Here is a 21,119-nt window from a genome sequence, read left to right on the forward strand (position 1 = left end):
ATTGCCGTATCCTATTATCAAAATACAGTAGTTGGCACGAAATGCGCGATCGCGCTTTGGGGTAGGGGAGAGGGAGCGATCGCGCCCTTCGTTAAATCCTGTTGCTTTTGGAGTGACTTCAAACTGTAGCTGTGAGCGGTAAAAACAAACGTCAAACTCCATAAAGAAGTTGACTTGTCCGAAAATTAGCGGTACGTTAGTCGCTTGAGTCCAAGCGAACACAAGTTGTACAGGTTCAAACGGTGCGATCGCGGCTTGAACAACCACAGCACGAGCTTCATACTGCGCCAAGTTTCCCGTTAAGTTCCAAGTAGTTGTCTGTCGTTCCCACTCATATCCCAGTTCAACACCGATTGGATCAGGGAGTACATTCACAGTTGCGCCTGTGTCTAGTCAACCGGATGTGGCGACAGACTGTTGCTGATAAAGCAGGGTGATGGGTAAATATGGACGAAAGCCAGCTTCACCGAGTACCACATCAGCAGAGATAAAAGGATATCGCTGGGCGTTAAGCTGTCATGTATTTAAATTGGGAATGTAAGGACAAGGTAACAGGCAACAGGAAACTGGCAAAACAAAAGCTTTTTATGGTAATCTATGTCTATAAAAAATTAGCAAAATTTTGGCATGAAGCCTATTCTATATAAAGGTAGATTAAAAACCTGGAAAGATGATAGAGGTTTTGGTTTCATAAAACCGGATGATGGTAACAAAGATGTTTTTCTGCATATCAGTGCGTTAAAAGGAACAAGTCGCCGTCCAAAAGTCGGAGATATAATCCTGTATGAGCTAGCAACTGATTCAGAGGGAAAAATACGTGCCTCTAATGCATCCATTCAAGGGGCTACCTTACGCTCATTAGACCTGTTCAAAAATCAAACTCAAAGTCCATTACCGAAAAAACATCACAGAAAGAAGCGTGGGCTAGTTGAAATACTCATGAGCCTTGGGATTATAGCTGTTATTGCAATTTTTGCAATGGAATTTAGGGCTAGCGATTCTCCATCTCCAGTTTCATCTGTTACGAAACCTGAGTGCAATATCAAAGGCAACATTTCTTTTAATAAAGGAAAAAAGGTTTATCATCTTCCGGGGATGGAAGATTATGAATCAACCTTCATTGATCCGGCAAAGGGTGAACGATGGTTTTGTACAGAATCAGAGGCGATCGCGAGTGGTTGGCATAAAGCACCCAGGTAGCCTCAGCAACCAAAGCGTGCAGAGGTAATAGCAGTTAACGGTAGGTAATACAAATCTGGGTTGATTACCTCCTTTATAATCCAGTCCGCGTAGGCGGACTTTGTTTGTGTAGCAGCGATTTTAATCGCCGTGACAAAAAGGGGGTTACTGATACTGATACGATACCCTAGAAATTATGTTCAATCGCCCGATTCAGATTCCACGCCGCACTAATTAAAGACACATGGGTAAACGCTTGGGGAAAATTACCCAAAGCTTCACCACTCGAACCCGTTTCCTCGGCATATAATCCTAAATGATTGGCATAACTAAGCATCTGCTCAAAAATCAGCCGAGCGCGATCAAGTCGCTTCCTGTCTACTTTTCCCGCCCTTGTCAACGCCTCAACGAGCCAGAATGTACAGAGATTAAACGTTCCTTCTGTCCCCGAAAGACCATCCGGCGCTTCTTCGGGGTTATACCGATACACTAAACTATCGGAAACCAGTCCCCCTATTTCTGGCGGGGAATTAATCGCATCTAGGGTTTTCAACATACGAGGATCAGTGGGAGACATAAAGAAAACCAAGGGCATAATCAGATTACTGGCATCTAGGGACGTGCTACCGTAATATTGAACAAAAGCTTGACGCTCCTCACTCCATCCCTTTGCCATAATTTCTTCATAGATGCGATCGCGTTCCGTAAGCCATCGCTGGTGATCCGCTGGAAATGAGCGCTTTTGAGCCAACCGTAAGCCACGATCCAGCGCAACCCAACACATTAGATTAGAGTAAATATAATCCTTGCGTCCCCCGCGTGTTTCCCAGATTCCTTCATCTTGGCGTTGCCAATTATCGCAAACCCAATTCAGTAACCGCCGTAGGGATCGCCACAAGTCATAGGAAATCGGGGTGCCATATTTGTTGAACAAATACACCGAATCCATCAACTCGCCATAGATATCAAGCTGTAACTGCTTATAAGCCCCATTACCAATCCGAACCGGGTAAGATCCCTTATACCCCTCAAGATGATCCAGAATCTCTTCATCAAGATTATGATAGCCATCAATACCATACATAATCTGCAACGGATCATCGGAATCCAACTCCTGACAGCGATTTTCCAAGAACCGCATGAACTGGGCGGCTTCCTCGGTAAACCCGATACGGAGTAAAGCATACACGGTAAAGGATGCATCTCGAATCCAGGTATAGCGATAATCCCAATTTCGGGAACCACCAATCATTTCGGGTAAGCTGCAAGTCGGCGCTGCTATAATTGCTCCCGTGGGTTCGTAGGTGAGTAACTTTAACGCCAGGGCTGAACGTTCCACCGTCTCGCGCCATCGACCTTCATAAGTACATTTGCCCATCCAGCGTCGCCAATACGCCACCGTATCGTCAAAGAGTTGCATCGCTTCTTGATGGCGAAGTGGCAAACTACACCCCCCATCCGTGTCAGTTTCTTGCATCACAAAAACGGCGGTTTGTCCAGACTCTAACGTAAATTCGGTGAAGACACCGCATTCATCTTGTTTTAAGGGAACATCCGTCACCAATCCCAAACTCAGAGACGGCGACTTAAAACACGCCCCCGTGGATGAGAGAATCGTCTCGTGGCGATCGCGGGCATAATTAAAAGCAGGATAGCACTCTAAGCGAAACTTCATCTTGCAGCGAACGACTCTTACTTGCCGCACTAACCAGTGATACCCTTGCTGATTCACAGGCATACCCACAGGCATAAAATCAATAATCTCACCCACCCCACAAGACGCCAAGAAGCGAGTCACCAACACATTCGTTTCGGGCCAATATAACTGTTTATGAGTGACGCCATCCACACAGGGAGCAATCTTAAAATGACCCCCTTTCTCAGCATCCAGTAACGCGGCAAAAACACTCGGAGAATCGTGTCTGGGAAAGCAAAACCAGTCAATTGAACCCCCTAAGCCAACTAAGGCGGTGGTGTGCATATTGCCGATAATGCCGTAATTCTCGATAGATTGATATGCCATTGAATTATGAATGTTTAATGTTCAATTTTGAAGTTTAATCCACCGTCCCTTAATTAAGGAAAAATGACAAATGACAAATGACAAATGACTATTCCCCAATTTCCGCCAATTCCAACCAACGTTCTGTGGCTGTATCAATAGTATGAGTCAAGGTTTCTAATTTCTGATAAAGTTCCTGCACCTGATCCACTTTACCAGGAGATGAATTATACAGGGCTTTCTCCACCTCTGCCTTCTCCGCTTCCAGTTGGGGAATTTTATCCTCTAATTCTTCAAACTCGCGCCGTTCCCAATTAGAAAGCCGACGCGGTTTTCCATTACCAGGCGATTGCGTTTTTAGGGTTTCCCCATTTGCCGACTTTTCTGATTTCTGTTGCATCTTAGCACTGGCTTCAGCCGCTGCTGCTGCTTCCGCTTCCTTGTAATCCCGATACACAGAATAGTTACCCGGATACTGACGCAGAATCCCTTCTAATTCTAAGGCAAAAATTTTGTTGACGGTGCGATCTAAAAAATAGCGATCGTGAGATACCACAATCACACAGCCATTGAAATTTTCTAGATAATCTTCCAATACCGAAAGCGTTTGTACATCTAAATCATTGGTCGGTTCGTCCAAAATTAGCACATTGGGAGCGCTCATTAAGACGCGCAACAAAAATAGGCGGCGCTTTTCTCCCCCAGACAGTTTATGAATAGGAACATATTGTTGATTCGGTGGAAACAGAAAACGCTCTAACATTTGTGATGCCGTAATCAGCGTTCCATCCCCAGCTTGCACATATTCTGCCACTTCTTTGAGGTAATCAATCACTCGTTGATTTTGATTGCTTGCCGTTAGTAAATGATCAGAATGCTGATCAAAATAGCCGATATGAATCGTTGCGCCAATGTCAACCTCACCTGAATCTGGCTCAATCCGCCCAGTGATAATATCCATTAACGTGGATTTACCACTACCATTTTCGCCAATAATGCCAACCCGATCATCGGGACTAAATTCGTAGGTAAATTCTTGGATTAACGTGCGATCGCCGTACCCCTTGGAGACATTCTCTAACTCAATGACTTTCTTGCCAATCCGACGACTGGCTGTGGAAATATCGACTTTGCCTTGAGCCTGTTTAAACTCTTGATCCTGCATCTGATGGATGCGATCAATTCGCGCTTTCTGCTTCGTACTCCGCGCTTTCGGACCTCGTTTCAGCCATTCCAACTCTCGCCGCAATACATTCTGATGTTTCCGTTCTTGACTGACGGCAGTTTCTTCGGCGAGGGCTTTTTTCTCTAAGTAGTAGGCATAGTTGCCATTGTAGGTATAAATATCACCTCGGTCAATTTCAATAATCCGATTGGTGACTTGATCCAAAAAATAGCGATCGTGGGTAATTAATAGAATGGCTCCCGGATAGGATTTTAAATATCCTTGTAACCATTCTACCGACATGGCATCTAAATGGTTGGTGGGTTCATCCATCAGTAACACATCGGGTTCTGATAGTAACGCTGTCGCCAAGGCGATGCGCTTCCGATAACCTCCAGATAAATTGCCAATTGGTGTATCAAAGTCTTGAATTCCTAGTTTAGTGAGGATGACTTTGGCACTGGTTTCTAAATCCCAAGCACCTAGAGTTTCGATGCGCTGTGTCACCTGAGATAAACGTGCCATGACTTGTTTATCGTCTGAATTTCGTGCCAATTTGTGGGATAATTCCTCATAATCCCGGATGAGTCTCATCTGTTCACCACTATCGGCAAAGATCTGTTCTAATACGGTACAATTTTCATCTAAGTTAGGTTGTTGGGGTAAGTAGGCAATTCTCGCGCCGGGATTGACCAGAAATTGACCACCATCAATGGGTTCGAGTCCAGCAATCATTTTTAATAGAGTGGATTTGCCTGATCCATTCGTACCGATTAAGCCGACTTTATCGGTAGTATCGAGGCTAAAGCTGGCATCTTTGAGGATTTCTTTAATGCCAAAATCTTTTTTAACGGATTGCAGCGTGAAGATACTCATTAAATTTCTAACTTGATCCTATTTATAAATTTGCCCTGTTTATTGATTAATTGATGGGAAAACAGTTTCTTGATATTATCCCTCATCCTTATTTTCACGCTAACACGTTCAAATTAAATTCGCGATCGCAACACAGATAGCTCCCCGACAACTCCTACGAAGTCGGGGAGCTTGCTTAAGGCTGTAGTAAGTTGACACGGATGGCTATGTCTCCTCCCCGATTCTGCTGCACTCGGTTTGTGTCACCTGATGGCGATAGCTAAATAGTTGTTCGAGTTGCGCGTCTACCCACCAACCCAGTAGCATCTCGACTAGCCATCCTCCAGGTAATCCATATTCAATCCTATCGGTTAAGCGGGTTTTGCCTACTTCTGAACTAAATTGGTGGCGATGAACCCAATACGCCATCGGTCCTTCCTGCTGTTTATCGGTAAAGATGGAATAGGGTTCACATTCGGTGTGAATCGCTACCCATCGCAGCGGAATTGGACCAAAAAACAGGCGAAATTCCGAAATCGCCCCCACACCTAACCCACCTTCGCGACGTACAACTTGAACAGGTTGCCAAGGCGGAGTAAGTCGTTCTAGAATATCTGGACGCTCGTGAAAGCTCCAGACAACCTCCACGGGTGCGTTAATGACCGTGGACTTGCTATAGTGCAGCATACAACCATTATCACTGATTTGTCGGCTTGATTAAGAGCAAGCTGAACTTGACACGATCTAGGGTATCGTGATGTGAGGCACATAAGTTTTGTCTAAGTTCAGTATCAAGTTACACAATACGTCAACGCGATCGCTAACATCTCGTTTTCATACTGAAAACAGCACAGCAAACCGCGTTGAAAACAGGGAATTGGGGGATTTATGACACGGAATTTGACCAAGCTGCAACTGACGAACATTGGCTGGACAGATGGTTTTGCTATTTGGCGAGTTCGTAATCTGAATGATATTGATATTTGTTATAACTGGGATGTTTATGAAACCGGTCAGGCGGGTCAGGGGATTGCTTTAGCCAAATACGATGTCTTTTTTTATACGTCTTTAGTCAGAGGACCAAATACAGCGAGAGTATTAGTCAATGGTATCCAGCAAATGGTTAAATCAGCCCATTTAAACTATGCATTTTATCACAGTATTGAACCCCTGCCTGAACCCATTCCTCCTAGTTTAGAACTCCAGACTCTTGATCAGAAACAGATTTGTGTAATGATTTAAGTGGTAACAACTAAAGTTAACGGTGGAGATCGTCATTCGTCTTATGTCATTCGTCTTTCGTAAGGGTTTGATGCTTGTTTACAAAACAAGCGTGAGCGTACCGTTTTCTTTTGTCCGACTACTTATCAAATCGCTAATCACTCATTATAGCCATGCAACAGTTAGAGAAGAAACTAACACTGAAAGAATTTCTGGCAATGCCAGAGTCAGATGTAACTCACGAATTAGTCAAGGGCGAGGTAGTACCAAAGATGTCACCGAAACGATTTCATTCAGCTTTGCAGAAAACATTGTTATTTATCATCGATAAGTGGTGTCAGGGAAAAGGTGAAGTTTACCCAGAATGGGCGATCGCGTTAAAACGTCGGGGTGAAGACTGGGTTCCTGTGCCAGATTTGACCTATATTTCTTATCAGCGACTACCGACAGACGTGATGGAAGATGAACCTTGTCCAGTTCCCCCAGAATTAGCCATTGAAATTATTTCACAGGGACAAACATTTGGCACATTGATGGAGAAAGCCACCGATTATCTAGAAGCGGGAGTCTTACGAGTTTGGGTTGTAGATCCCCACGCCAGAAGTATCACCGTTTTCTATCCCGATGCGCCACCGCGAACCTATACGAAAGATATGGTGATCACCGATTCGTTGTTTGAGGGATTAGAATTGACGCCGCAGCAGGTATTTGGGGAAGCCAGATTACCTGAGAAGGATTAATCTACTTATTTATCATTGGCTAGGCGTGACATATTGATATGTATGCCAGCTTGGGCAGTGTAGAGACTCCTCATGCTACGTCTCTACAAGGGGTTGGGTAAACCTCACCCCCCGACTCCAGAAGTCGCGCTAGGATCTTTACAGAAGTTAACAATCCTAGCGTAACCATGATTAATCTCATCGAATCCACCAAAGACTACTGGAGAAAGCTCGACGAGTTAGAAGCTGCCTACAAGCGAGGCGATGTCTCCGTTGAGGAAGTCGATGTTAGAGTGGCTCAACTCATGGATAAACTTGGTCATGAACGTAGAGTCACCTTACGCTCCATAAGGCAAAGTGTACTTCGGCTTTGGCAAGACCAACGCGAAACTCTCATTGGCTTCGCGTTTCTGGCAATTTTGACTTATGCTTGGTTCATCTTCAATTAGGCTAAATCGGTGAAGAACTTTAAAGTGAATGGTACTGACTGGCATGATGGTGGGCAATGCCCACCCTACGGTATATCCATGGTTTTGGTACTCCCAAATTGCTGATTGAGGGTGCTATTCAACTTAAACTTAACGGTGGGAATTATCATTTGTCATACTCGCTTCCCTTGAAGAAGCAAGCTAGGTTATTGGTAAGGGTTTAAGGGCTATTGACAGAACGGGATGGATTTGGATTAATTTCCACCAATATACTTATATTCAGTTGTCAAAAAAATAGGTGAATCTCTAATGGAAAAAACTACATTTGGAGCAGGATGCTTCTGGGGAGTCGAGGCGGCATTCCGTCGATTAAACGGCGTTACGTCTACATCCGTTGGCTATATGGGAGGACATTTTCCTAACCCCTCCTATCTAGATGTTTGTGCCAGAATTACTGGACATGCAGAAGTGGTGCAAGTCCAGTATGACCCGTCTCAGATTTCCTACAATGACTTGCTGAATGTTTTTTGGTCAATTCATGATCCTACCCAATATAATCGTCAGGGCCCTGATCGCGGCGAGCAATACCGCTCGGTTATATTTTTCCACAATCGGAACCAGGAGAAAGCCGCCAGAGAATCAAAGCGCAAGCGTCAGATGTCTGGTAAGTATGACCAAGATATTATGACTGAAATCAACCCCGCTTCTGATTATTATTTCGCCGAAGATTACCATCAGCAGTATTACGAGAAGAAAGGACGACCTTGATTGTCATTTGTCATTTGTCATTCGTCATTTGTTAAAAATAAAGGATTTAAGTAGGTGGACACAATTAAAGTTAACTGTTGAGATTAGGGAACAGGGAACAGGGAACAGGGAACAGGGAACAGGGAACAGGGAACAGTAAGGGTTTGAGGGCGGTTTACTTGCACTGGCTCCGGAGCGTGCCGTTTTATGCCAGTCCGACTACTTATACCTTCTGGTTGGTGCGTGCGTTGCGCTACTGGACTGACACAGCCCACTACGGTTGCTAGAGTTAACTGGGTTGGTTTTCTAGCTGGATGACGACTTTAACGTCATACTCCTCTTCAAACACGACTTTTTTATCTTCTAAACTCCAAACTTCTAAGGCACAGGTATCATTGGGATCTACAGGTGTCAGACGCAAACATAATTCTTTGTCCTCTGGTATATAGTGGCAGCGGATTTTGGAAATTGCCCCAATCTGTCGGCGATCTAGGGCAACCGCTAAACGTAATAAAGGACTGATTTCTTTGACTAGATGCCGATAGTATTTGTTGGGTAAATTACTGTAATTGTCGTGCTTTTTCTTGGGTGAACTCTTGCGATGGTAACGAGCCAAGTTAGCGATCACTTCAATCTCAATATCAGTAAAGCCGAGTAATTCCCCGTTGCGAATCAGGTAATAGGAATGCTTATTGTGGGCTGAATGACTCACATACAAACCACAATTATGCAAAATTGCCGCCGCCCACAACAATTCTCGTTCTTCATTTCCCCAATTGTGTAGCTGTCCTTTAGTTTGGTTAAATAAGCTGACGGCAAAGTTAGCCACCCGTTCACTAGAGGCTAAGTTAACATGATATTTTTGCGCGACTTTAATGATATTGCGTTTGCGAACTTCGCCTTGATACCGCAGTCTGTCTTCTATTAAGCCTTGGGAAAGCATCCAGTCTACAATGACTCCCTCTCGCAAGGCGCGTTCCCCGACGGTGAGAGACTGAATGTCTAACATCGTCATGGTTTCTAGTAAAATAATTGCACCCGCAACGATAATTTCGGCTCGTTTATCCGCCAGTCCAGAGAGTTTTTCCCGTTCAGCACAGGTGAGTGAGGCAAGGTGTTTGACGATATCTTTTAGGTCATGGCGGTTGAATTCATAACCATTCAGGGGACTGGGTATTACTCCTAAATTTTCTTTGGCGTGAAGGGCGGCTAGGGTTTCAATTGTCCCCGATGTGCCGACTAAACGGGGTTTTTCTCCGGGTTCGATATTGGCTAAGACATCTTCAACGGCGCGTTCGATTCGTCCCCGAATATAGGCTTGTAAATATTGAAACTCGCGATCGCTAATCGGATCAGTGGTAATGAATTCACGGGTCAAGCGTACTGCACCGACTTTGGTGCTGGTGAGAGAACGGGGGGCGTGACTATCGCCTAAGATTAATTCCGTTGAACCGCCGCCAATATCGATGATGATGTGAGGTTGGTTGTTAAACTCCATTCCCGACAAGACGCCCAGATAAATCCGCCGCGCTTCTTCTTGACCGGAAATGAGGTTGACAAATAACCCCAATTGTGAATCAACTTGTTGTAAGAAGTCGCGTCCATTGGGGGCTTCCCGTACCGCACTCGTCGCCACAGCAACCAAGTGATCCGCCTGAAAACTTTTCGCTAACTCCTGACAACGTTGCAACGCCGCGATCGCACGTTTGATGGCTTGGGGGGTTAAATTCCCGGTGTGGGGATCACGTTCCCCTAATCGCACCGTATCTTTTTCCTTGGCGATAATCGTAAACGAAGGAAGTCTAGGGTCAATCCGGACAATGACCATGTGAATCGAATTCGTGCCGATATCAATGGCAGCCAGAATTCTCTCGGTGTTGGTGTTTGGAGTCGAAACTCCTGCCGAATTCCCTGTGGCAGCTAAATCGATCATTCTTGTATCTGGGATTACAACTCTAGCCGTGATGCTACTGATAACGATACCGTTAAATCGGCTCAAATCGACAGTACCAAAGTGTTACCTTATTTTGAACTATGTATACGCCTGGATCAGGTTTTCATGTTTACTATGGAAATTGTATAGTTCTGCCCAATTTGGTGAAGACTCGATAAAAGACCCGATTCTCTATGTTGACCGAACAACACCCCCCCTCAGTACCCACCTGGCTCGCGATCGCGCGGCTGTTGCGCTGGGATAAACCAGCCGGACGCTTAATTTTAATGGTTCCCGCGCTGTGGGCAGTTTTCTTAGCTGCCCAGGGTACACCCCCGATTCCCCTCGTCGGTGTGATTATCCTAGGAACCTTAGCCACCAGTGCGGCGGGTTGTGTAATCAACGATTTGTGGGATCGAGATATTGATCCGCAAGTCGAACGCACTAAAGAACGTCCCTTAGCCTCTCGCGCCCTATCTGTACAAGTGGGCGTGGTTGTGGTGTTAGTGGCAATGAGTTGTGCAGGTATCCTCGCCCTGTATCTCAATCCCTTCACCTTTTGGCTGTGCGTCGCCGCCGTTCCCGTGATTGTATTTTATCCATCTGCCAAGCGAGTTTTTCCGATTCCCCAGTTGGTATTATCCATAGCCTGGGGGTTTGCTGTCTTAATCAGTTGGAGTGCGGTTACTGAGAATTTACAACCTGCCACTTGGTTTTTGTGGGCAGCAACGGTAACGTGGACATTAGGATTTGACACCGTTTATGCGATGTCCGATCGAGAGGATGATCAGAAGCTTGGGGTTAATTCTAGCGCCTTGTTTTTTGGAGACTACGCCCCAGAAGCCGTTGGTCTATTTTTTGCCGCTACAGTGGGGTTTTTGACGAGATTGGGGTTTGTCATGCAACTACACTGGGGCTTTTGGATTGCTTTAGGTGTAGCCACGATAGGGTGGATTTGGCACTATACGCGACTGCGCCAAGCTGATATTCCCAAACCCGTTTACGGGGACATTTTCCGCCAAAATGTCTGGATTGGTTTTGTGTTACTGGCAGGGATGATTGGAGGTTTGCTTTTTTAGGGCTAGTTATGCACCCATCGTCAATTTCCGTTACACTATTTCCATAAGAATGCCGCTGACTTAAGAGTTTGTAGTAAGCACGGCAGGGCTTCCGGCACAAAGCGTACAGACTACAAACCAAACTTAATGTCGGTATCATTCACCTCAGTAGCGCTCATTAAAAAATTATGAAAAAAATCCAGACCCTATCGGCGGTAATGAGTACGTTAATCCTGGTACTTGTGAGCGCACCTAGAGGAAATTCGCAAACGCCTGATGTGACTCCCCAAGAACCGACGAATGCCTATCCTCCTGAGATGGTTCAAATATATATCGAAAACTGTGTTGGCGATCGCCCAGAAGAAGTCAGGGCATTTTGTACCTGTACGATTGAGAAGATTCAAGAGACTTACACCCTAAATGAATTCATGCAAATTGGTCAAGACTTGCAAGCCGGTCAGCCAGAACCGGAGGAGTTTAGGCAAATCATCACCTCTTGTGTACCCAATAATTAGAGCTTGCTGAATAATTAGTGGAGTGAGGGGAGGGAACAGGGAACAGGGAACAGGGAACAGGGAACAGGGAACAGTTTTTATGACTTAAACTAAAGTACTCTACTGTGTCAGTGACGGTGTGGCACAGCTACCATAGTGCAAGTTAAACCTATATTCAGGAGAATTAATTCAAAATTAGAATTGTTCAATTTTGAATTCAAATCATGCTAAATCGCTGATCAAAAGAGGGACTTATCTGCATCACCAAACCGAACCACGCCTGGGTTTCCGGTGAATTAGCCCGGGCTTGGGTTAATGAACAGTTCGGTCAGTTTGTCCCGCCAAAAGAACTTTGTCTTGACGTTCAGCCACTTCTTGATTAACTTCATCCCACCCTAAAAGGGGTTCACCTGTGGCAACAATCTGCTGACGAATTTGCCAAAGTTTTCTTCCTAAGGGTGTTTGCCCTACTTCTACTCGGTTAGCTGAGAGCAAACGCTCGTATTCAGCGATGGAAAGCATGACAACCTGAGGCTTCCCCTCAGATTCGATAATCAAAGGCTGCTGATGTTCAACAACCTGATGGATCAATTCACCAATGTGATTACCGACTTCTGTTGCGTTAATTGCTCGTGACATTACTGATGTCCTAATTGCTCTGTTTTCAAGGTTAACGTGTCGGAATGACACAGCGATCGCACGCTCTACCCGATCATCCTTGACTCAACACAGACACAATGTACTGATTGAGGCTCACATTTTCCCTGTCCGCTTTCTCAGCTAAACGGCGATGCAACGATTTCGGCATCCGCAGGAGTAGCTTTCCACTGTAAGTATCATCAGTACTGGGTAAAGGAATCTCATCTCCAGCTTCATAAGCTGTCTCAATCCACAACTCTCGCGCCTCATTTATATTTGCGATCGTCTCATTCAACGTTTCACCTTGAGTCAGACATCCAGGTAAGTCTTTAATTTGAGCTACATATCCCCCCTCTGGATCGGGGTAAAGTGTTACTGGATACTGAAGATTCAAATTTCTGGCGGTTTATTCAGGAATTGCTCTACTAATTTCTCTAATTTGCCCATCCAGCAATAGTATCACAGGTAGTATCATAGCAAGCATCTAAACGCACTGTTGTGCTTAAAGTACACTCTTTCACAGCCGAAGCAGTAGGAGATGCGATCGCCAAACTCCCATAAGCTACGATGAATCCAAAGACCTTACCAAAAACCATGTCTGAGCAAGTGCGCTATGTTACCAATGAACAGGGGGAGCGAGTTGGTGTCTTATTAGATTTGGAAGCGTATAATCGACTGGCAAACCCACTAGCTCTGGATGAGGAATGTGTAATCGGCTTGAGCCGAGATGAACTACAAGCTTTAGCCGATAGTAGGCTAGCTCCCGCTTCACAAAATCAATTGGACGATTTGCTAGTTCGGAATGCAGAATCCCAACTCTCTGCTGACGAAATTGCCAATCTAGACCATCTGCTCGCACAAGTCGATCAACTGACAATCCTCAAAACCCGCGCCAGGTATACCCTGCACCGCCTAGAAACCTTGGCGACAGTGGCGTGAGCGCATATATTCCTGTTGAGTTACAGCGACAAGTTCGCACCCATTTTAGACATTGCTGTGCCTATTGCCGCACGGCTGAAGCACTGACGGTTGTAATTTTTGAATTTGAACACATTATCCCTCGCTCAGTTGGTGGAGAGACAATTTTTGAGAATCTGTGCCTTTCTTGTCCTACCTGTAATCGCTACAAAGCCACTCTTCAAACCGGATTAGACCCCACTACCCAGCAGACGGTTCCTCTGTTTCATCCCCATCGCCAAGTGTGGGAGAAGCATTTTACCTGGAGTAAGGATGCGACAGAGTTAATCGGGTTGACACCTGTTGGTCGAGCAACGATCACTATCCTCAAGATAAATCGTCCCCAGTTGATTCGCGTGCGTCGGATGTGGGTCAAGCTAGGGGAACATCCACCAAAATTTGAGTAAGCGTTGAGTCAGTCTTGCTTGGAGAGGGGATTGCGATCGCGCGATTTTACTTTGCCAAGACTATAGATCTGCCTCCCGGAAGAACTGCCGGATCTAGAATAGAAAGAGTTTCTGAGGTTCTGTGTGAAGCTAAAGCACTTACTGTTACCCCTAGGAATTCTAGCCGTCGTTGCGATCGCCTTCTTTGCCTACGATGCGGCTACGGCTCCCTTACCCGAAGGATTCCCGCCGCCAACACCAGATGGAAAAATTGAAGTTAAACACTATCCAGCCTACCGCTCTGCCACAGTGCGCTACTCAGGAGAACTCTCAATGGCAGCTAATAGAGCATTTGACCCTCTCTATCGCCATATCAGTTCTAACAATATCTCGATGACGGCTCCAGTAGAAACCCGTTATCCAGTTAGCACCCTGGAAGCCAATCAAATGGGTACACCTGATGAACAAGGGGAAGCGCTGGTTTCATTCCTCTACCGCAACACGGATATTTACCCCGAAGAAATTAGCCAAAACATTCAAGTCGAAGATATCCCACCCATGACAGTTGTCAGTCTTGGGTTAAAAGGCAGTTACGATTACTCCAGCTATCAACAAAATATCCAACGGTTACGAGAGTGGTTAGCACAGCATCCAGAATGGACTGTCGTTGGCGTACCTCGCCGCTTCTTCTACGATGCTCCTTATGTCCCCGAACCTGCCAAGCGCAGTGAAATCCAAATTCCGATTCGCCGCGTAGAAAGAGAGAGTTGATCAAGTCGAACGTAACTGATGCTAAAGGCGATCGCGTAGCGTACTATAGGCTAGTCATTCGGCTTATGATCCATTAAGTCATGCCTCAGCGAGATGCGATTCATAATATCATTAGGCAAGCTCTGATCAAGGAGGGATGGGAAATCACGGACGATCCCTATGTCATATCGTATGGTGAGCGATTCCTCTTTATCGACTTGGCAGCAAGATTAGATGTCCTCAACGGTATTGCAGGACGCTTTATCGGTGCTAGACGTGGCAGTAGTCGAATTGCCGTTGAAATCAAGGAGTTTGGAGGCAACTCGGCAATTGCTGATTTGGAGCAAGCGATTGGTCAATATGTTCTTTATCGACTACTCCTGAAACAGGTTGATCCAGAGCGTGAGTTGTATCTTGCTGTGGCAGACACAACCTTTGACGGGATTTTCAGCGAACCGATTGGTGAGTTGGTGATGCGGGAGTTACCGATGAAATTGCTTATTGTAGATGTAGAAGCGGTAGAGGTAAAGCGATGGATACCACCACGAGAGAGCAGGACATTGTAAAACAGGTGATTCAACGATACGCTCAGTTTAAACCTTCTCACGGCGATATTCGACTCGACACGGTATTTGACGACACGCAAAATCGCTATGCATTGATGCAGGTAGGTTGGGATAGAGGACGACGGGTGAGGGGAAATTTGATTTATGTGACTTTGAGTGAAGGCAAGGTTTGGGTGGAATATGACGGGATGGAACAGGGAATCAGCAAAGACTTAATCGCCGCAGGTATTCCTCCAGAGCGAATTGTTCTAGCATTTATCCCGGAAGAGCAAACTACTGCAACTGCTTGAATTTAAACTTGCTGCACCTAAGTTGCTGTTCGGGCTGTGTTAGAGGAAACTGAGGCAAGCAATTAAGTAGGTGGACACAATTAAAGTTAGCGGTGGAGATTAGTGAACTCTTAACAGGGAACAGGGAATACACAATTTAAATGCGTTTTAGCTTATGATAAGGGCTAATTTTTTGAAGAAAATAAGGACAACATTATGAGCGATGAAAATAAATCGATTCACGAATTCGATTTTAAATTAATCTGCGAATATTTTTCAAGCCTAGAACGACAAGGACCTGGGAGTCCAGACGTAACGATTAAAGCTTTGAGCTTTATTGATAATCTGACGGATGAATCAAAAATTGCTGATATTGGTTGTGGCACCGGTGGTCAGACAATGGTAATGGCTAGTTGTACCTCAGGGTATATTACAGGCATCGACTTATTTCCCACCTTTATAGATATATTCAATGTTAACGCCCATAAACTGAATCTTCAGGATAGAGTCAAGGGTATTGTTGGTTCAATGGAGAATCTTCCTTTTCAGAATGAAGAATTAGACTTAATCTGGTCAGAAGGAGCAATCTACAATATCGGGTTTGAACGAGGCATAAACGAATGGCATAAGTTTTTGAAGCCAGGAGGCTTTATTGGCGTTTCCGAGGCATCGTGGTTTACCGAAGAGCGACCTGATGAAATCGACAAATTTTGGCAAGATGCTTATCCGGAAATAGATACTATTTCCAACAAGGTGGCACAAATGCAAAAAGCCGGATATATTCCAATTGCCACTTTTGTCCTGCCCGAAATTTGTTGGACTGAACATTTTTATCTGCCGCAAGTTTCTGCACAGAAAAACTTCTTGCAAAAATATGCAGGCAATAAAACTGCCGAAGAGTTCATAGAGAACGAAAGACATGAAGCTGAATTATATTACAAGCACAAAGAATTTTACGGCTATGCTTTCTATATCGGCAAAAAGATTTAAATTGAACGATTGAATGTTGGTTCTATCGACATGGGATTCGTTTTGAATAGGACACATCATTTATGTAGAGACGCGCCATGGCGCGTCTCTACAATGGTGCTAAGATTTATCCATCATCCCTACATACAGCCAGACCAAACCTACGCGATCGCACCCTCAAAATAAATTCTAAATGGTTCAGCAAGAATGCCTAATATTTGATTTAACTGGGTAATGAAATATTCAGTAAAATCAATTTTTACCATCTGGTTTTCTAACATAATAAACTTCCAGTTCGTACCAGTTGAAACTGCACCATATATCACTGGTTGTTCCAGCCCCTTACGGGCATTAAATATTTGAGCAGCAACCATTTGAGCGACACATTGTCCTAAGCCAATGCGGATATCATTATCTTTCGCTTCAACCAATGTTAAAACAGGAGCAGTAACTAGAGATTGATTTTTTGATGCACTTAAGATAAAGTCACAAGCGCCCGTTAACCCTTTTGATTCGTCCACATTAAACGTATTGCCCGAAAAATAACCAATTTTATTATTAAATCTACGTCTCACTTCCAATAATATTGGAGTAATAATTAATTCAGACCGAGCCTTTTCTGTACTGATACTTGCCGCTAAATCCAACGTTTCATCCAGCGTTTCCTTAAGCCGTTGTGAAGGTTCAATGGGTGCAATGTGACTAAATAAATTAGAAATATCCTCGACTGTTAATTCGAGGATAGAAACGGCTTGGTCAATGGTTTTGAAATCACTGTATGACATATTTCCAAAGCCAGCAGAACTGACAATGCTACTATAATCATTTTGCCACATTCTATTCGGTCAGTGATAAAAAGAGTGCGATTGAGCGAAGCTCAGCGCCAAAGGCGATCGCGCTTGCGTTGCTGCTCTTTTTATCGTGATGTTCCCCAATTTCGAGTAATCCTCAGACTGGCTTTAGATCCAAGCTGCGCCACAAGTACCACGAGGCAATACTGCAATACGGCTTCCACCTTTGTCCGAAGCGTTTTGTCGTTTTGCGGTCAGGAAGTGCCTCAAGATTATACAAGTTCCGAATACCTGCACGTATACCCAAGTCATCGACGGGCAAAACATCCCACCGCTTGAGACGGAAAATCAACAGCATCTGCACAGTCCAAGCTCCAATCCCTTTAACCTGCGTTAAAATCTTGATAATCGACTCATCATCCATAACGTCCAACGCTTCAAGGGTGGGCAATCCATCAATTGAATGACGCGCCAAATCTTTAAGATAAGAAATTTTAGGGCGTGAAATCCCCACGCCTCGGAGAACTTCATCAGGCGTGTTTAACACATCCTGTGCGGTAGGAAACGGCGTGTCAGGGTAAAGCTGGAGAAACCGACTGTGGATGACATGGGCTACTTTGGTAGAAAGTTGTTGGTGAAGAATTGATCGGGATAGGCAAAAGAACAAATCTCCCTCCAACTGATGCTGATTCAGTTGACATGCACCAATTCGGTTAATGAGTTGTCCCAGAATGGGATCACAATTCTGGAGAAAGTCAATAGCGATCGCGTAATTCATGAACTCTGAGGAGAAGCCCACAGTCTAATCTTTGATTGACTGTGGGAGTACGTCACCCAATTATACTTACTACCCATGAGAAAAATCGTTGTCGGCGTGATGGGACCCGGTAAAGGGGCTACCGCCACAGACTTAGAACGGGCTTATGAATTGGGACAACGTATCGCCCAGCAGGGATGGGTACTGCTGACAGGTGGTAGAAATGCTGGAGTAATGAATGCAGCAAGTCTTGGCGCAAAAGCCGCCGATGGCTTAACCGTAGGTATTTTACCCAGCAGGGATACTCAGAATATGTCCGATGCTGTGGATATTGCGATCGCGACGGATATGGGGAGTGGGCGCAATAATATTAACGTTCTCTCCAGTGATGTGGTGATTGCCTGTGGTATTGGTGCAGGAACAGCCTCTGAAATCGCTCTCGCCCTTAAGGGTGGCAAACCTGTGGTACTATTATCCGACCATCCAGAAAGTCAACAGTTTTTTACCAGCCTGTCGCCGGAGACGGTTTTTTTGGCAACAACCCCAGCCGATGCTATTGAATTTGTGCAAGCTATTATCCCGGAAAACCGCTAACTGTCTCCCTTTGACTCAACTCGGCTAGAGGCGCGATCGCGTCAAGCAAGTTGGGTTCGCTAGGGGTTGATAGCCCAAACTCAACCATAGACTTAAGGCAATGGCTACCCCTCACAGAAACAATTCTATTGTTAATAGTTATTACAACAGCCGTTAATCCCTTAATATAGTAATACTTAACCTAAGGAATACATCTAAAGTCTCGGTTCGTTTTAAGCTAGAACACAGTATTTGAGAGGATAGAACACAATATGGCCTACGCACTTCCTGATTTACCTTACGCTTACAACGCGCTGGAGCCTTACATCTCAGCTAAAACGCTAGAGTTTCATCACGACAAGCACCACGCGAAGTACGTTAATAACTTCAACGACATGTCGCAAGCCGCTGGTATGGCTGACAAGTCCATCGAGGAAGTCATTAAGGCTAGCTACAATGATTCATCCAAGTCAGGGCTTTTCAATAATGCCGCCCAAGCTTGGAACCACACCTTCTTCTGGAACTCAATGAAGTCGGGTGGTGGCGGTGCGCCCAGTGGTGCAGTCGCTGACAAAATCAAGTCAGATTTAGGCGGCTACGATAAGTTCAAGGAAGAATTCAAGAAAGCCGCGATAAGTCAGTTTGGTAGTGGCTGGGCGTGGCTAGTCCTCGATAATGGCACGCTCAAAGTAGTTAACACCGCCAATGCGGTTAATCCCATTGCTTTGGGAATGACACCGTTGTTAACCTGTGATGTGTGGGAACACGCCTACTATCTGGATTATCAAAACAAGCGTCCTGATTTTGTGGAAGCGTTTCTCAGCAATTTGATTAACTGGGACTTTGTGAATCAGCAAATGGCTGCGGCTTGAAGATAATCCAGTGAAGTTGTCACGTCAGTAACAGTGACTAGCCCCGCCTGATCTGGATATCAGACGGGGCTTTTGGCAGTTTGGGTTCTTGATGTGCGATCGCGCCTATACAGAAAATGAACAGTAAAGACTTAGCCCAATACATTGAAGCGACAGACGGGATTGCCAAGCCTTGGCTGTTAGTGCAATTGCGTTTACGGAAACTCCAAGAGCGTAAAGCAACCATGACACCAGATGCCTATACTCGTGAGCTAGCTGAGATTCATCAGGATCTGATGAATCTGGGTGAGTGGTGGCATGGTATTGAAGCGGAGGTGTTTGGCTAATCCTATTCAGATAAGCTCTAATTTCCTGTGCCTGTACTTCCCCAGCTTCCCCTGCTTCCAAAGCACATCTGTGGCTAATTGCAATCAGGTGATCCGCCTCACACGGGTTGCCTCAAAGTATCACGTTGAGCCAAAAAACGTCATCACAACCTTTTCCAGTATTTTTATTACATTAGAAGTATCCAGTTTGAGAATTTTTCGCTATACCTGTCCTAGGCGTGAAAATCACCGCTTTTAAGCCAAGACGGATTAATGGCAAAGGATAGGATTACTCAACTCTCAGAGAGATTTATCATTATAGTCAACTACTAACTCATAAACTTCGATTGTCCTAACGAGTCCCCTTGAGGTAACCCTCCATGTTTGACACAACCCAAATACTCATCGACAACTTTGTGGATCGGATTCGAGAAGGCTACAGCCGAACTTACGGTGGCTGGAAATCTGACTATGCTGACATTATCGGCTGGGCGGGCGCCATGGCATTAGAAAATATTGCCAATAGTGACGCTCTCTACCACAATGTTGAACATACCATTTTAGTCACCCTAGTCGGACAGGAAATTCTGCGCGGTAAACATATCCGTGAAGGAGGCATTTCCTGTGAAGACTGGATGCATGCGATTATCTCCTTACTCTGCCATGATATTGGTTACGTTAAAGGAGTCTGCCGACAAGACCGATTAAGTGAAAACCGCTATGCCACAGGCGTAGATGGGGACAAGGTGAGTTTACCACCAGGGGCGACAGATGCCAGCCTCACCCCCTATCACGTTGATCGCGGTAAGCTGTTTATTGAAGAACGGTTTGGTGGCAATTTACTGATTGACGCTGAAGAAATTAAGCGGAATATTGAACTCACTCGTTTTCCGGTGCCAAGTGATCAAGACCACCTAGACACAAGTAACTGTCCCGGTTTAGTAAGATCCGCCGATTTAATTGGTCAACTCAGTGATCCGCGCTACTTGAAAAAGATTAGTGCCTTGTACTACGAGTTTGAAGAAACGGGTGTGAATAAAGCCTTAGGCTATAGTCATCCAGGAGACTTGCGCCAAAACTATTCCAAGTTTTACTGGAGTGGGGTGTATCCCTACATTAAAGACTCATTGCGCTACTTAGAGTTGACGCTAGAGGGTAAGCAAATCGTGGCAAACCTTTATGCCAATGTGTTTGTGGTCGAACATGAACACCCCTCTCTCCATGCAACCATTAGTGCAGCATAAAAGATGGTGGGGGTACGACATGTCCACCCGTGTCAACTTAAGCTCAACCCCTCACCCGTGCAAAAAAAGCGAAGCATCCTTAGTCCTCCCCCGTGCAAAAAAAGCGAAGCATCCTCTGTCCTCCCCCATGCAACAAAAGCGAAGCATCCTCTGTCCTCCCCCATGCAACAAAAGCGAAGCATCCTCTGTCCTCCCCCATGCAACAAAAGCGAAGCATCCTCTGTCCTCCCCCCTCTTGTA

26 protein-coding genes and 2 pseudogenes are annotated in these 21,119 nt (G+C 45.2%); 18 read left to right on the plus strand and 10 right to left on the minus strand.

The annotated features are described in order from the left end of the window. Positions 1-102: 102 nt before the first annotated feature. Positions 103-489 (minus strand): annotated as a pseudogene (locus tag RIG27_RS33935) (hypothetical protein); the annotation flags it as partial. 138 nt (positions 490-627) lie between these two features. On the opposite strand from RIG27_RS33935, the gene RIG27_RS33940 reads away from it, so the two are divergent. Continuing rightward, entirely contained in the window at positions 628-1,200 is a 573-nt protein-coding gene (locus RIG27_RS33940; RefSeq protein ID WP_446351422.1) for a cold shock domain-containing protein, read from the plus strand. A 166-nt stretch (positions 1,201-1,366) separates the two neighbouring features. Here the strand turns inward: RIG27_RS33940 and RIG27_RS33945 are convergent, their stop codons facing one another. The 3 genes from RIG27_RS33945 to RIG27_RS33955 all read right to left on the minus strand — a co-directional run bounded on the left by RIG27_RS33945 (position 1,367) and on the right by RIG27_RS33955 (position 5,888). Then, a complete protein-coding gene (locus tag RIG27_RS33945; protein ID WP_446351423.1) occupies positions 1,367-3,202 on the minus strand; it encodes a glycoside hydrolase family 15 protein in 1,836 nt (611 codons plus the stop codon). Between the two features lie 88 nt (positions 3,203-3,290). After that, positions 3,291-5,222, minus strand: coding sequence for an ABC-F family ATP-binding cassette domain-containing protein (locus tag RIG27_RS33950; protein WP_446351424.1), 1,932 nt, complete (start codon positions 5,220-5,222; stop codon positions 3,291-3,293). A gap of 204 nt (positions 5,223-5,426) precedes the next feature. After that, positions 5,427-5,888 (minus strand): SRPBCC family protein, encoded by a 462-nt coding sequence (locus tag RIG27_RS33955; RefSeq protein ID WP_446344768.1) that lies wholly within the window; start codon positions 5,886-5,888, stop codon positions 5,427-5,429. Between the two features lie 201 nt (positions 5,889-6,089). On the opposite strand from RIG27_RS33955, the gene RIG27_RS33960 reads away from it, so the two are divergent. From RIG27_RS33960 to msrA, 4 genes are all read left to right on the plus strand, one after another. Then, the gene (locus RIG27_RS33960; RefSeq protein WP_446351425.1) at positions 6,090-6,443 is read left to right on the plus strand and encodes a hypothetical protein; all 354 of its coding nucleotides are present in this window, start codon (positions 6,090-6,092) and stop codon (positions 6,441-6,443) included. A gap of 152 nt (positions 6,444-6,595) precedes the next feature. Continuing rightward, positions 6,596-7,162, plus strand: a complete 567-nt coding sequence (locus RIG27_RS33965) for a Uma2 family endonuclease (protein WP_446344771.1) — start codon at positions 6,596-6,598, stop codon at positions 7,160-7,162. A 167-nt stretch (positions 7,163-7,329) separates the two neighbouring features. After that, positions 7,330-7,590 (plus strand): hypothetical protein, encoded by a 261-nt coding sequence (locus RIG27_RS33970; RefSeq protein ID WP_446344773.1) that lies wholly within the window; start codon positions 7,330-7,332, stop codon positions 7,588-7,590. Positions 7,591-7,878: 288 nt separating this feature from the next. Beyond that, a complete protein-coding gene (gene msrA / locus RIG27_RS33975; RefSeq protein WP_446344775.1) occupies positions 7,879-8,337 on the plus strand; it encodes a peptide-methionine (S)-S-oxide reductase MsrA in 459 nt (152 codons plus the stop codon). A gap of 268 nt (positions 8,338-8,605) precedes the next feature. On the opposite strand, the gene RIG27_RS33980 is transcribed toward msrA, so the two are convergent. Further along, positions 8,606-10,249, minus strand: coding sequence for a Ppx/GppA phosphatase family protein (locus RIG27_RS33980; RefSeq protein ID WP_446351426.1), 1,644 nt, complete (start codon positions 10,247-10,249; stop codon positions 8,606-8,608). Positions 10,250-10,443: 194 nt separating this feature from the next. Here RIG27_RS33980 and RIG27_RS33985 point away from each other — a divergent pair, with 194 nt between their 5' ends. The 3 genes and pseudogenes from RIG27_RS33985 to RIG27_RS33995 all read left to right on the plus strand — a co-directional run. Then, positions 10,444-11,328 carry a 4-hydroxybenzoate solanesyltransferase gene (locus RIG27_RS33985; RefSeq protein ID WP_446351427.1) on the plus strand — a complete coding sequence of 295 codons (885 nt, stop codon included), beginning with the start codon at positions 10,444-10,446 and terminating at the stop codon, positions 11,326-11,328. Between the two features lie 167 nt (positions 11,329-11,495). Continuing rightward, entirely contained in the window at positions 11,496-11,822 is a 327-nt protein-coding gene (locus RIG27_RS33990; RefSeq protein ID WP_446351428.1) for a hypothetical protein, read from the plus strand. 239 nt (positions 11,823-12,061) lie between these two features. Beyond that, positions 12,062-12,106 (plus strand): annotated as a pseudogene (locus RIG27_RS33995) (hypothetical protein); the annotation flags it as partial. 7 nt (positions 12,107-12,113) lie between these two features. On the opposite strand, the gene RIG27_RS34000 reads toward RIG27_RS33995, so the two are convergent. From RIG27_RS34000 to RIG27_RS34010, 3 genes are all read right to left on the minus strand, one after another. Further along, positions 12,114-12,440, minus strand: coding sequence for a type II toxin-antitoxin system Phd/YefM family antitoxin (locus tag RIG27_RS34000; RefSeq protein ID WP_446351429.1), 327 nt, complete (start codon positions 12,438-12,440; stop codon positions 12,114-12,116). 73 nt (positions 12,441-12,513) lie between these two features. Beyond that, entirely contained in the window at positions 12,514-12,834 is a 321-nt protein-coding gene (locus RIG27_RS34005; protein ID WP_446351430.1) for a type II toxin-antitoxin system HicB family antitoxin, read from the minus strand. Between the two features lie 40 nt (positions 12,835-12,874). Then, positions 12,875-13,036 carry a hypothetical protein gene (locus RIG27_RS34010; protein WP_446351431.1) on the minus strand — a complete coding sequence of 54 codons (162 nt, stop codon included), beginning with the start codon at positions 13,034-13,036 and terminating at the stop codon, positions 12,875-12,877. On the opposite strand from RIG27_RS34010, the gene RIG27_RS34015 reads away from it, so the two are divergent. The 6 genes from RIG27_RS34015 to RIG27_RS34040 all read left to right on the plus strand — a co-directional run bounded on the left by RIG27_RS34015 (position 13,035) and on the right by RIG27_RS34040 (position 16,358). Then, entirely contained in the window at positions 13,035-13,379 is a 345-nt protein-coding gene (locus tag RIG27_RS34015) for a hypothetical protein (protein WP_446344793.1), read from the plus strand. The genes RIG27_RS34010 and RIG27_RS34015 overlap by 2 nt on opposite strands. After that, positions 13,376-13,804, plus strand: coding sequence for an HNH endonuclease (locus RIG27_RS34020; protein WP_446344795.1), 429 nt, complete (start codon positions 13,376-13,378; stop codon positions 13,802-13,804). The genes RIG27_RS34015 and RIG27_RS34020 overlap by 4 nt, the downstream gene beginning before the upstream one ends. 123 nt (positions 13,805-13,927) lie before the next feature. After that, complete coding sequence (locus RIG27_RS34025; RefSeq protein WP_446351432.1) at positions 13,928-14,554, plus strand: heme-binding protein; 627 nt, start codon at positions 13,928-13,930, stop codon at positions 14,552-14,554. 80 nt (positions 14,555-14,634) lie between these two features. Then, positions 14,635-15,099 carry a XisH family protein gene (locus RIG27_RS34030; RefSeq protein WP_446351433.1) on the plus strand — a complete coding sequence of 155 codons (465 nt, stop codon included), beginning with the start codon at positions 14,635-14,637 and terminating at the stop codon, positions 15,097-15,099. Continuing rightward, a complete protein-coding gene (locus RIG27_RS34035) occupies positions 15,066-15,389 on the plus strand; it encodes a XisI protein (protein WP_446351434.1) in 324 nt (107 codons plus the stop codon). Before RIG27_RS34030 ends, RIG27_RS34035 begins: the two co-directional genes overlap by 34 nt. Positions 15,390-15,584: 195 nt before the next feature. Next, the gene (locus RIG27_RS34040) at positions 15,585-16,358 is read left to right on the plus strand and encodes a methyltransferase domain-containing protein (RefSeq protein ID WP_446351435.1); all 774 of its coding nucleotides are present in this window, start codon (positions 15,585-15,587) and stop codon (positions 16,356-16,358) included. 140 nt (positions 16,359-16,498) lie between these two features. Here RIG27_RS34040 and RIG27_RS34045 read toward each other — a convergent pair whose 3' ends face one another. Together RIG27_RS34045 and RIG27_RS34050 are read right to left on the minus strand one after the other, a co-directional pair. After that, positions 16,499-17,122 (minus strand): hypothetical protein, encoded by a 624-nt coding sequence (locus tag RIG27_RS34045; protein WP_446351439.1) that lies wholly within the window; start codon positions 17,120-17,122, stop codon positions 16,499-16,501. Positions 17,123-17,285: 163 nt separating this feature from the next. Beyond that, positions 17,286-17,906, minus strand: coding sequence for a DNA-3-methyladenine glycosylase family protein (locus RIG27_RS34050; protein WP_446351440.1), 621 nt, complete (start codon positions 17,904-17,906; stop codon positions 17,286-17,288). A gap of 75 nt (positions 17,907-17,981) precedes the next feature. On the opposite strand from RIG27_RS34050, the gene RIG27_RS34055 reads away from it, so the two are divergent. From RIG27_RS34055 to RIG27_RS34070, 4 genes are all read left to right on the plus strand, one after another. Further along, positions 17,982-18,479 carry a TIGR00725 family protein gene (locus tag RIG27_RS34055; protein ID WP_446351436.1) on the plus strand — a complete coding sequence of 166 codons (498 nt, stop codon included), beginning with the start codon at positions 17,982-17,984 and terminating at the stop codon, positions 18,477-18,479. A gap of 251 nt (positions 18,480-18,730) precedes the next feature. Next, positions 18,731-19,330: a superoxide dismutase gene (locus tag RIG27_RS34060; RefSeq protein WP_446351437.1), complete on the plus strand. Its 600-nt coding sequence runs from the start codon at positions 18,731-18,733 to the stop codon at positions 19,328-19,330. A 116-nt stretch (positions 19,331-19,446) separates the two neighbouring features. Further along, positions 19,447-19,656 (plus strand): hypothetical protein, encoded by a 210-nt coding sequence (locus tag RIG27_RS34065; protein ID WP_006106475.1) that lies wholly within the window; start codon positions 19,447-19,449, stop codon positions 19,654-19,656. 359 nt (positions 19,657-20,015) lie between these two features. Next, a complete protein-coding gene (locus RIG27_RS34070) occupies positions 20,016-20,879 on the plus strand; it encodes an Npun_R2479 family HD domain-containing metalloprotein (protein WP_446344811.1) in 864 nt (287 codons plus the stop codon). Positions 20,880-21,119: the final 240 nt, after the last annotated feature.

The sequence above is a fragment of the Coleofasciculus sp. F4-SAH-05 genome (genome assembly GCF_040222985.1).
GTDB classification, from domain to species: Bacteria; Cyanobacteriota; Cyanobacteriia; order Cyanobacteriales; family Coleofasciculaceae; genus Coleofasciculus; species Coleofasciculus chthonoplastes.

Coding starts and splice junctions, on each gene's coding strand:
- RIG27_RS34045 (WP_446351439.1), bottom strand. CDS start 17,122: ATGTCATACAGTGATTTCAAAACCATTGACCAAGCCGTTTCTATCCTC.
- RIG27_RS33990 (WP_446351428.1), top strand. CDS start 11,496: ATGAAAAAAATCCAGACCCTATCGGCGGTAATGAGTACGTTAATCCTG.
- RIG27_RS33945 (WP_446351423.1), bottom strand. CDS start 3,202: ATGGCATATCAATCTATCGAGAATTACGGCATTATCGGCAATATGCAC.
- msrA (WP_446344775.1), top strand. CDS start 7,879: ATGGAAAAAACTACATTTGGAGCAGGATGCTTCTGGGGAGTCGAGGCG.
- RIG27_RS34055 (WP_446351436.1), top strand. CDS start 17,982: ATGAGAAAAATCGTTGTCGGCGTGATGGGACCCGGTAAAGGGGCTACC.
- RIG27_RS34050 (WP_446351440.1), bottom strand. CDS start 17,906: ATGAATTACGCGATCGCTATTGACTTTCTCCAGAATTGTGATCCCATT.
- RIG27_RS33985 (WP_446351427.1), top strand. CDS start 10,444: ATGTTGACCGAACAACACCCCCCCTCAGTACCCACCTGGCTCGCGATC.
- RIG27_RS33980 (WP_446351426.1), bottom strand. CDS start 10,249: ATGATCGATTTAGCTGCCACAGGGAATTCGGCAGGAGTTTCGACTCCA.
- RIG27_RS34070 (WP_446344811.1), top strand. CDS start 20,016: ATGTTTGACACAACCCAAATACTCATCGACAACTTTGTGGATCGGATT.
- RIG27_RS34000 (WP_446351429.1), bottom strand. CDS start 12,440: ATGTCACGAGCAATTAACGCAACAGAAGTCGGTAATCACATTGGTGAA.
- RIG27_RS33970 (WP_446344773.1), top strand. CDS start 7,330: ATGATTAATCTCATCGAATCCACCAAAGACTACTGGAGAAAGCTCGAC.
- RIG27_RS34030 (WP_446351433.1), top strand. CDS start 14,635: ATGCCTCAGCGAGATGCGATTCATAATATCATTAGGCAAGCTCTGATC.
- RIG27_RS34040 (WP_446351435.1), top strand. CDS start 15,585: ATGAGCGATGAAAATAAATCGATTCACGAATTCGATTTTAAATTAATC.
- RIG27_RS34035 (WP_446351434.1), top strand. CDS start 15,066: ATGGATACCACCACGAGAGAGCAGGACATTGTAAAACAGGTGATTCAA.
- RIG27_RS33950 (WP_446351424.1), bottom strand. CDS start 5,222: ATGAGTATCTTCACGCTGCAATCCGTTAAAAAAGATTTTGGCATTAAA.
- RIG27_RS34015 (WP_446344793.1), top strand. CDS start 13,035: ATGTCTGAGCAAGTGCGCTATGTTACCAATGAACAGGGGGAGCGAGTT.
- RIG27_RS33940 (WP_446351422.1), top strand. CDS start 628: ATGAAGCCTATTCTATATAAAGGTAGATTAAAAACCTGGAAAGATGAT.
- RIG27_RS33965 (WP_446344771.1), top strand. CDS start 6,596: ATGCAACAGTTAGAGAAGAAACTAACACTGAAAGAATTTCTGGCAATG.
- RIG27_RS33955 (WP_446344768.1), bottom strand. CDS start 5,888: ATGCTGCACTATAGCAAGTCCACGGTCATTAACGCACCCGTGGAGGTT.
- RIG27_RS34010 (WP_446351431.1), bottom strand. CDS start 13,036: ATGGTTTTTGGTAAGGTCTTTGGATTCATCGTAGCTTATGGGAGTTTG.
- RIG27_RS34065 (WP_006106475.1), top strand. CDS start 19,447: ATGAACAGTAAAGACTTAGCCCAATACATTGAAGCGACAGACGGGATT.
- RIG27_RS34060 (WP_446351437.1), top strand. CDS start 18,731: ATGGCCTACGCACTTCCTGATTTACCTTACGCTTACAACGCGCTGGAG.
- RIG27_RS33960 (WP_446351425.1), top strand. CDS start 6,090: ATGACACGGAATTTGACCAAGCTGCAACTGACGAACATTGGCTGGACA.